This window comes from Vreelandella olivaria, from assembly GCF_023507745.1.
GTDB lineage: Bacteria > Pseudomonadota > Gammaproteobacteria > Pseudomonadales > Halomonadaceae > Vreelandella > Vreelandella olivaria_A.
This window is the reverse complement of the sequence record NZ_JALPZO010000116.1, coordinates 41,384-51,323: the sequence shown is the minus strand read 5'-3', so window position 1 is coordinate 51,323 and position 9,940 is coordinate 41,384. Positions and strand designations below refer to the sequence as shown.

The following is a 9,940-nucleotide window of genomic DNA, read 5'->3' as shown; positions in this document are numbered from 1 at the left end:
TCAGTGACATACAGATATCCGTACAACGAGCTATGTCGCTGGCCCAATTACCTAAATGGAATACAAAATGAAACAGAGATACTTTCAGATTATGGTTATTGCTCCCCTCACTTCCACCATCCGCCAGCTTAAGTATACTTTACCACTTTGCGCTGGTGTGTTATCAAGTGGTAACACATTGGCTCAATTGCCGCCTGATGCAGGACAGATACTACAACAAAGCGAGCCACCCGTTGCGAGCCCTCAACCGCCGTCTATACAGCTTAACCTCCAAGGGCAACCACTTTCTGAGGCTGTGCCAGGTGGACAGCGCATCAGTCTGAACGCTGTTCATCTTGAAGGTAACAGTCGCTTCACCACGAACGAGCTTCTCCAACTCGTTCAAGACCAGATAAGCAGCCCGCAGGATTTAGCAGGCATACAGTCAATTGCAAATCGAATCAGTCAGTATTACCGCGATAACGGCTACCCTTTTGCACAAGCTCTTATTCCTGCGCAGTCATTGGCTGATGGGGTACTTGAGCTGCAAGTAGTTGAAGGGCGCTATGGCCAAGTGGCCGCCACCAGCGACAACCCAACTCTAGCCGCAGCTGCCAGCCCCTGGTTATCCTCTTTACGTACAGGAACCCCGATTGAGTCTGCTTATTTGGAGCGCAGAATACTACTGCTGGGCGATCTGCCCGGCATATCGATCACCCCCATTATGCGTCCTGGAATTAATCAAGGTGAGGGCGATTTGGAGGTTCAGGTACGTAGCCGTCAGCGTGTCACAGGTAGTATTGGAGCAGATAACCATGGTAGCCGATTTTCTGGTGAGTACCGTGGCCGAGCTAGCCTTTCAGCACATCATTTAGCGACGTTGGGCGACGAGTTAAACCTCACCAGTCTTTACTCTAACGAGAGTACCTGGCTAGGCGATATACGCTACTCAATCCCATTGGGCACCCATGGTATGCGCGGTGAGCTAAATTATACTTACACTGATTATGCTCTTGGCAAAGGTTTTGAAGGGTATACCGGCACAGCCGATGTGTACGCTGCAGGTATCTACTATTCACTCGTTCGGCGCCAACAATCTAATGTGTCATTAAGCGCTCGATATCTCTATAAAGACCTGGACGATGATATTGAGCTCTTTAACTATCGCCGAGCCACTAGCAGCCATAGCGTACCATTGGGTATACGCTTTGATCACCGGGATGCTTTAGGTGTAGGAGGCATTACCTATGGTGCAGTGACACTGACGCCCGGCACACTCTCCCAAACACAAACAGAATTGGAAGATGCTGACTACGGCTTTACTCACATAACACTGGATATAGCCAGAATTCAGGCACTTGGCAGTGGCTTTGAGCTTTACGGCCGCACCCATGCGCAATGGGCGGATCTTGACAACCTTGACGGCTCAGAAAGCTTTTTTTTAGGAGGACCGTACGGAGTACGCGCCTATCCAGTTGGCGAAGGGTCAGATAGCCGTGGCTGGCTAGCTCAATTAGAGGCTCGTTACCATGTGGGCAATGGCATGGTGCCCTATGTATTCATAGATGGCGGACGCACCCCCAGCGGCGGTAATGACGACAATGCGCGATCACTTTCAGGAGCAGGGGTTGGGCTACGTTACCAGCAGGAACGCGTCAGTTTGAATGTTAGCAGCGCATGGAGGTTAGATGGCGACGATGCCCAAGCCGATGACCAACAACGCGACCCCACCATTTGGGCTTCGGCAAATTATCATTTTTAATGACTCTCGATACAGTTGGCAAGGCTTTGATGGCCACTAAACGAAGCCTTGCCAGTTATAACTTATCCACGCAGCCAAGCCTGTGCAGAGCCGGAGCCGAGTTTTATCTTACTGATGTTCCCCCCCTTCCCCCCTTACTCGGCGTACGTACTACTATGCGAGTGGTACCAGGGTGAGAGTGAACCCATAAATGCCCCGACTGTTCCTTAGCACGGACCTGCATACTTTGAATACCAACGCTAAAACCTGCCTCTTTTACTAGCGACATATCAAAGCCAATACCATCATCTTCAATCGCCAGGAGTAAGCTTTGCGTATTTTGACGCATAGTAATCCTCGCCGTTTTTGCACGACTATGCTTGATAATGTTAGTAAGCGCTTCTTCCATGATACGTGCTAGCGCCATGCATCGCTCTGCGGAGGGAGGCTGCTGCCAACGGGCTGGAACACTCCAAACCAACCGCATACCCAGTTCATCAAATAATGTACTGTAACGCTGCCTAATAGGGGCAATCCATGGCCCGGGCTCTAAAGAGGCCAACTGAGAAGAGGTAAACGCATTATCAATAATATGGCGGAGGTCGTTGCGTAGCAGCTTGAGTGTAGCAAGAGCAATTCGATATGTTTTGGCATGATGAAGAGAGCCTTGATGCCTCTCCATACGAGCGATGGCACTCACCAGCGAACTTCCTAAACCGTCATGAAGCTCACGTCCTAACCTCAAGCGCTCATGAAGTTTTGAGTTAGCGATTTGCAATCGTTGCTGATCTTCCATTTGCTTTTGTAACGTTTGGCGCGCCACCTCAATTTCACTTTCCAACTCTGTGTTGAACGATGTTAGCAGTTGGATAGTGCGTCTGCTAACAAAAGTCATCACTAATGCCATGCATATAGCTGCAGGTAACGTAGCATAGGGAGCCCATATAGTGGGCTCTCCTCTCTCGGTAGGGACAAAAACCCAAGAAAGGTCATGGAGCATAATCACGACAAAAAAAATTAAGGTAACAGAAACAATGACACGCTCCGTGCGAGGATGTGAAACAGTAAAGGTAATAAACTGGATGAACACACTTAAAAGCAGAATAACGAACAGCGGAAGCACCACAACATCAACGACGGGCCTTAAGGAGGGACTCGGTACATAGAGCAGTACTACACTGGCTATTGCCACACATACCCATAAACTGGACTCCAAGCGTGGCGACTGTCGCTCGGCAAACCTCCATAGCAACATGCAAAAGCAAGCAACATAGAACACAAATGCTATGTGGCTAACCTGTAATATCGCCAGTGTACTAGGCAGTGGCCAAGGATCCTGTAACTGTAATACGCCATAAAAAAGTACCCAGGCTAAATTAACAGCGCCATACCAGAAAAACACTTTCAACTGTCGATTCTTCAGCCATACCACTAGACTTGCCAACCCAAAAGCACACGAAACCATAATACTCATCCAGGGAATGCGTACTTTGCTCCACAGCCAAGCGTTATAGGTAGGCATGGCCTCATGGTAGGGCGCAATGACTACGCTACCCAGCCCTGCTGGTATACGCTGGGGAACCCCTTTCACATAAACATGCAGAGTATTCAATTGATCAGTACGGCTAGCTAAGCTTGTTAATATCCAGTGGCGCGGCGTATTTACCCCCTGAGTTAATGGTTCGCTCAACGCAATATCACGATGCAGTAACTGACCATTCACATAGACGGCGCCAGCGGCGTTCAGATAGCTGATCACTAGTGTTAAAGGATCATCCAATTGCCTCTCTTGAAAACAGTCAGCCTGGAATGTCACACGATACAATGCCCACCCTTGATAATCAGGCCAGCGCTCATACCAGTGAAGGTCGGGTAGACTAACGCCAACCCAGGCATCATCAGGCGTATGCTGTGGAACCGGAATAGAAGGCACCCTAGCGACCTGAGCACTAACAACACCTTCACTACAGGACGGCAGGCCGTGCTGAGCGGCAAATAGCGGTGAAGAGGCTAGATAGCTCCAGATTATGAGAGCAGCCCCAAGGAACGTGCGGCAGTAACTGCAGAAACACGGTTGCATACAGTAAGCTTTTGATAAATATTTTTTATATGGCTTTCAACAGTATACTTGGAGATGCACAGACGCTCACTAATTTCCCTATTGCTCAAACCATCTGCCACCAGCTGTAAAATACAAATTTGTCGTGAAGTAAGCACATCATGGCCTTCCGATGTAGCATACGAGTCTTCCCCATTATGATAATCCTCCCCCTTCACTTTACTCGTATTTAAAGGGATAAAATCTTCGATAATACTTCTAGCCAGAAAAGGATCAATTGGCGCCCCACCCCGCATTACACAGCGGATAGAAAGCATGATTTCAAGATCATCCCGTTCTTTTAGTAAATACCCATTGGCCCCTGCTATCAGCGCACCCAATATAGCTTCCTGGCTGCTCATCCCAGAAATGACCAAAATCAGCATAGCGGGGTTGTGCTGGCGAAAGCGTGTAATTACCTCAGTACCACTGCCATCAGGAAGACCGAGATCTACAAGTGCCAGAGAGGGTATCTGACTGTGCAGATACTCCAAAGCACTGCCCACAGACTCAACATGATCAATGGCTGATTCGTGATAGCCAATATCGCACAAAATACGCGTTGAACGTAAACACATTTCTGGTTCATCTTCGACCAGCAACAACGGCATAGGTAGCAACTGCTTACTAGTTGTCATGACACCCTATCCTCGGTATGCGGGACGCGATCAGGTTAATATAGGCGCGATTACTACCTCTTCACATACCTGAAAGCAGTGATTTTGAGCCATGTAAAGAGTTGGGCGACTAACTCACCCCTTTACATGGCACCGCTGTCAGCCAGTGCTGGAACTCTTTAAGCTCGCCACGCACCGCCTGGCGATAGAGACGCTGTAGCTGCGCGATAACACTATGGGCAGCAATCGGCTCACTGGGTGGCGGCGCTCCGGTGCGAGTTCCAATACGACGCCCGTCCAGCTCTCGCAACGGCAATATTTCAGCGGCGGTGCCGGTTAAAAAAGCTTCATCGGCGGTGTACAGCTCGTCACGGGTAATACGCCGTTCCCGAACCTCAATACCCAGTACGTTACGGGCAAGCTGAATAACGCTATCCCGGGTAATGCCCTGCAGGCAGGAGGTGACTTCTGGTGTATGCAGCACGCCATCGCGCAGCAGAAAGACGTTTGCCGCCGACGCCTCCGCCACATAGCCTTCGGGGTCCAGCATGATGGTTTCATCAAACCCGGCTTTGACGGCGGTATTAAGCGCCAGCATTGAGTTTACATAGTGGCCGCTGGTTTTTGCACGGCACAGGCTGATATTGACATGATGGCGCGCCCAGGAGGACGTTAAGGCGCGTAGTCCATGGGTGGCGGCATGAGGGGAAATATAAGGCCCCAGGTCCCAGGCAGCGACCATGATATGGGTTGTCAGCCCCTGCGCTCTTAGCCCTAACCCTTCTGCACCTAAAAAGACCGTCGGTTTCAGATAAGCACTGGTCAAGCCGTTCTTAGTCACGCTTTCACACTGAACCTCAATCAGCTCGGCTTCACTGAACGGTAGGGGAATATCCAACGCATGAGCACTTTCCACCAAACGACGAGTGTGCTCCGCCACACGAAACAGATGGGTACCCGCAGAGCCTGCATAAGCTCGCACGCCTTCGAAGCAGCCCATGCCGTAATGCAAGGTGTGACTAAACACATGCACCTTTGCCTCACGCCACCGTTGCCATTCGCCATCCTGCCAAATCCAACCCTCGCGGTCATATAGTGGTGTCATTGCTTGCGTTGCTCCCACTGTTGGCGCCAATCGTCAATCAGCGCCTGTTGATACGGCTGTATAGCCTGATACCCCCAGGCAGCAATCTCATCGTTTTGCGGGTCGGGCACAGTAATGGCACTGCCCGCCAGGGTTTGGATAACCGCGTGACCGCATAGAGGGGCATAGCCTTCTGAATAGCCACCTTCGTGTACAAACACCAATCTGCCATTGCAACATCGCTCGGCCAGCACTTTCAGTTGGGCGGTCATGTGGGCAAACGCTCCGCTATTGAGCAGCATTTTGCCTAATGGATCTTTGGCACAGGCATCATAGCCACAAGCCACCACGATCAGCTCAGGCGCAAAGGCTTCCAGCGCGGGCAAAACCAGGCGCTCCATGGCGTACTGGTATGCCCCCAGGCCACTGCCCGGTGGTAACGGAAAGTTAAGATTGGCCCCCAGGCCCGGGCCTTCCCCCTGCTCTTCAAAGCTGCCTGTCTCCAACGGATAATTGGCTGCCTGATGAATAGAGATGGTCAACACATCAGGCTCACGATAAAACGCTGCCTGCTGCCCATTACCGTGGTGTACATCCCAATCCAGTATCGCTACGCGCTTAACCTGTCCTAACGCGCGGGCACGCATTACCGCTACCGGAATATTGCCTAACAGACAAAACCCACGCCCCTGATCCGCCTCGGCATGATGCCCCGGAGGGCGGCAGAGCGCGTAGGCATTACTAACCTGCTCCAGTGCCACAGCTTCCACTGCAGCCATCGCCAGCCCCGCTGAGTAAGTGGCCGCCGCCCAACTGCCCGGCATAAAAGGAGCACAATCACCACCATCGCCTCCCCGCCCCCGGTCGCCCTCTTGTAGCGCTTCCAGATAGCGTGGAGTATGGAACCGTAGCAGATCCTCCAGTGAGGCTGGCCCCGGCTTCACCAAATGGAGTTCATCAATAAGGCCACTGACTTCAAGAATATTTTTTAGCCGCCGCTTGCTCTCTGGGCTTTCAGACGCCGCCTGGGGTTGTAAAAACTCACCCGGCGTTGAGAATACGCCTATCGCCCCCTGATCGTGCCAAAAGCAGCGCTCATGCCAGTAGAAACCGGTCTTCATGCCGCCGCCTGCTGATACCCGCGCATAAAAGCGGATAGGTTGGCACTGAGATGCTCAGTGGGATAGCCTCCCTCCTGAATAATGACGGTTGGCAGCGACAACGCCGCCAGCCGTTTGCCCACGCCGATAAAAGCATCCGTTTCCACGGCAAGGCCGGCAAGCGGGTCATCTTTATGGGCATCCAGCCCCAGCGCCACCACCACAGCCTCTGGCTTGTAACGCTGCAGGTGGTCAACCAGTACCGCCAGAGCATCCAGATAGACGTCGCTATCACCGCCGACAGGCAACGGCAGATTAACGTTAGCCCCTACTCCCTCCTCACTGCCCTCTTCATCAGCGCCGCCCCAGAAAAACGGGTAGAAATCGCTGGGGTCGGCGTGTAGCGAGCCTGCCCAAACATCGTTTCTGGCGTAAAAGATATCCTGGGTACCATTGCCGTGGTGCAAATCCACATCAATGATCGCCACTTTGGCATAACGTTCACGTAATACGGTGGCAGCCAGGCCAGCATTGTTGAGCAGGCAGAAGCCGCCTGCCCGCTCCGGCCCGGCATGGTGCCCGGGTGGGCGGCATAGCGCGTATGCAGCGGCAGCGCCGTTTAGCACCTCCTCTGCCGCTGCCTCGGCAGTGGCTGCCGAGGCCAGCGCACCACGGAAGCTGGTCGCGCTTAATGGGCAGGCCATATCGTGAAGATGCCAGCCCGCCTGACCAATGGGGTGCCGTGGATAATGATACCCACCACCGCAGGGATGAATATTGGGTGCGACAAACTCTGCCGCATTGGGCAGCCTCTGCCAGCGCTCATAAATCGTTTCCAAAAACCGCAGGTAGCGGGGGGTGTGGATCTGCTCCAGGCGCTTGCGCAAAACAGGTGAATCCGCCGCCTTCGGCGCCGTCAGCTTCAACCCTGCGCCAGCCAGCCCCTGGGTGAGTAGTTCAGCACGCCGTGGGCCTTCCGGCGAAGGTGCTGGTTGGCCTCGCAACAGAAAGGTGGGCGGCGCATGGTAGGCCTGATCAGGATGATAAAAACACTTCATAATTCGCAGTCCTTGGCAGCTTCTATATCACAGAGCACTGACTGATTATGGTGCCGCGTCAGCATCAGGCAGTGACTCCCACAGCTCAATGGCAGCCGCTAAATCCTCCAGGGAGGCACCTACCGACTTGAACAGCGTGATGGCATCGTCCGAACGTCGGCCGGGCTTGGCGCCTGAGAGCACTTCCTCCAGCTCCGCTTTAATATCGGCAAAGTGGAAGGCTCCCTCATCAATAGCCTGAAGAATATCACCCGCTTCACCTTCGGCACCCGCATAGGTATCCACAAAAACCGCCGAACGGCGCAGGCACTCGGCATCGGCTTCGCGCATCTGCGGGCGGAAAGCACCGATCAAATCCAGATGGGTGCCCGGCGTCAGCCACTCGCCCTTAATCAAAGGCTCGGTGGACAACGTAACGCAACTGACAATATCTGCCTCCGCAACAGCGCTTGCCAAGTCACTCACTGTCCGGGTGTCAAAGCGATCGGCATAGACCTCGGCAATGGCGTTGGCTTTATCGGCATTTCTTCCCCATACCAACACGCGCTTGATCGGCCGTACGCTGGCATGGGCTTCAATCACCATGGGGGCCAGCTTGCCCGTCCCTACCACCAATAAGGTTTCGGACGTTGCTTTAGCCAGTACCTGGGCCGCCAGGGCTGACGCTGCCGCCGTACGACGCCGTGTCAATTCGCTACCGTCGATACATGCTAGCGGCTGGCCGTGCTGGCCTTCACTGAGTAAGTAAAGCCCAGAGATAGCCGGAATACCCTGGTCGGCATTTTGCGGAAACACGTTGACCATTTTGACGCCAATATAGCCTGCCGTTTCCCAGGCAGGCATCAGCAACATGGTGGCCTCTCCATCAGGCCGATGTATGGTGTGGTGATGACGTGAAGGAGACTCCACACCATTGACAAAGACCGAGTGTAGCCGCTTGATCAAGCCATTCCAGGCCAGGTAGCGCTCTACTTCTGCGGCAGCGACAACCCTCATATCAGGCCTCCGGGAGCGCGGCAACAACCATAATCTCTACTTTCCACTCGGGTTTGGCGAGCTTCGCTTCAAGCGCCGCACGCACGGGCGGGCGGCCGGGCACGACCCAGGCATCCCAGGCAGCATTCATTTGATCGAACTCCGCCATACTGGTTACCCAGACTTGCGCCGAGATAAGGTGCTCTTTCGAAGTACCTGCCTGCGCTAACAACTGGTCAATCCGCGCCAGTACCTGCTCTGTTTGGCCGCGCATATCAGCCGTTGCATCATTAGGTACCTGACCTGCGAGATACACGGTGCCGTTATGGATCGCCACTTGGCTCATGCGGGTGTTACTGTCCTGATAAATAACGCTCATTCGGTCTCTCCAAAAAAAGTAAGGGGGATATCGAGACTACGATGACAAAGAGTGATGTGCTAGCCCTAGACTCTGATAAATTTGCCCGAGAGTGAGGCAAACCACCCAATGGCTAACGATCAGATGAGGGGGCCATCTCAAAGTAACGCCGATACGCACGGGAAAAGCTTCCCTGGTCTCGAAACCCAACTAACATCGCAATGTGGCCAAGGCTCAGTGTACTGTGCCTAACCAGGGTGCGGGCATGCTCCAAACGCCTTCGTTGTACATAGGCCAGCGGTGTAACGCCGGTTAGCTCGCGAAAGCAGCTGTGAAAATGCCCTGGACTTAAGGCACAGAGAGAGGCTAGCTGCTCCACTCGTATCTCATCAGCCAGGTGCTGATCAAGCCAGGCATCCAGACGCTCCAGGTCAAGCCGTTCACTGATACAGCGAGCCCCAATCTGGCTGGCTACCTGTTTGGGTACATCCTGCAAGTACATATAGAGTGCACGCAACAGCAGGACGGCAATTTCATTCTGTAAGGCTGGGCACTGCTCCAGTTGATGCGCCAGTGCATGGGTAAGCTGGTTAAGGGCGGGTGGCACGGTGAAAAAGCGCGGTTTATCGAACATGCGTTCTATTTCAGCGCCTTTCTCCAGGATGGCGAGGTGCTTGACAGGAATATCCAGCACCAGTGTGCGGTTACTGCCATCACCCTGATACTCATGGTGGCGGGAAGAGGGAATTAAACAGCCACGGCGCGCCGTGATACGCTCCTCCTGCCCCTCCATCGCAAGTTCAGTGACGCCGCATGTCGCCAGAATGAGCTGGTGAAAGTCATGGGAGTGCCCTACCTGCTCTTGCGTCAGGTTGCGGCTATGCAGCTCAAACTGGGCCATGGGCATACCATTGGAGTGGTTCTATAAGA

9 protein-coding genes are annotated in these 9,940 nt (G+C 53.3%); 1 reads left to right on the top strand and 8 read right to left on the bottom strand.

Features of this window, described 5'->3' with window-relative positions:
* The first annotated feature begins 67 nt into the window (after positions 1-67).
* Positions 68-1,741: a ShlB/FhaC/HecB family hemolysin secretion/activation protein gene (locus tag HP566_RS11695; protein WP_249977442.1), complete on the top strand. Its 1,674-nt coding sequence runs from the start codon at positions 68-70 to the stop codon at positions 1,739-1,741.
* A 103-nt stretch (positions 1,742-1,844) separates the two neighbouring features.
* Here the strand turns inward: HP566_RS11695 and HP566_RS21750 are convergent, their stop codons facing one another.
* The 8 genes from HP566_RS21750 to HP566_RS11655 form a co-directional block, all read right to left on the bottom strand.
* On the bottom strand, positions 1,845-3,653 hold the full coding sequence (locus HP566_RS21750) for a sensor histidine kinase (protein WP_249977441.1): 1,809 nt from the start codon (positions 3,651-3,653) through the stop codon (positions 1,845-1,847).
* Between the two features lie 92 nt (positions 3,654-3,745).
* Positions 3,746-4,456 (bottom strand): response regulator transcription factor, encoded by a 711-nt coding sequence (locus tag HP566_RS11685; protein ID WP_249977440.1) that lies wholly within the window; start codon positions 4,454-4,456, stop codon positions 3,746-3,748.
* 109 nt (positions 4,457-4,565) lie between these two features.
* Positions 4,566-5,540, bottom strand: a complete 975-nt coding sequence (locus HP566_RS11680) for a branched-chain amino acid transaminase (RefSeq protein ID WP_249977439.1) — start codon at positions 5,538-5,540, stop codon at positions 4,566-4,568.
* Positions 5,537-6,640: a class II histone deacetylase gene (locus tag HP566_RS11675; RefSeq protein WP_249977438.1), complete on the bottom strand. Its 1,104-nt coding sequence runs from the start codon at positions 6,638-6,640 to the stop codon at positions 5,537-5,539. The genes HP566_RS11680 and HP566_RS11675 overlap by 4 nt, the downstream gene beginning before the upstream one ends.
* A complete protein-coding gene (locus tag HP566_RS11670) occupies positions 6,637-7,677 on the bottom strand; it encodes a histone deacetylase family protein (RefSeq protein ID WP_249977437.1) in 1,041 nt (346 codons plus the stop codon). The genes HP566_RS11675 and HP566_RS11670 overlap by 4 nt, the downstream gene beginning before the upstream one ends.
* Before the next feature lie 45 nt (positions 7,678-7,722).
* Complete coding sequence (locus HP566_RS11665) at positions 7,723-8,673, bottom strand: ornithine cyclodeaminase family protein (protein WP_249977436.1); 951 nt, start codon at positions 8,671-8,673, stop codon at positions 7,723-7,725.
* Between the two features lies 1 nt (position 8,674).
* Entirely contained in the window at positions 8,675-9,031 is a 357-nt protein-coding gene (locus HP566_RS11660) for a RidA family protein (protein WP_249977435.1), read from the bottom strand.
* A gap of 112 nt (positions 9,032-9,143) precedes the next feature.
* The gene (locus HP566_RS11655; RefSeq protein ID WP_249977434.1) at positions 9,144-9,911 is read right to left on the bottom strand and encodes a helix-turn-helix transcriptional regulator; all 768 of its coding nucleotides are present in this window, start codon (positions 9,909-9,911) and stop codon (positions 9,144-9,146) included.
* Positions 9,912-9,940 lie beyond the last annotated feature (29 nt).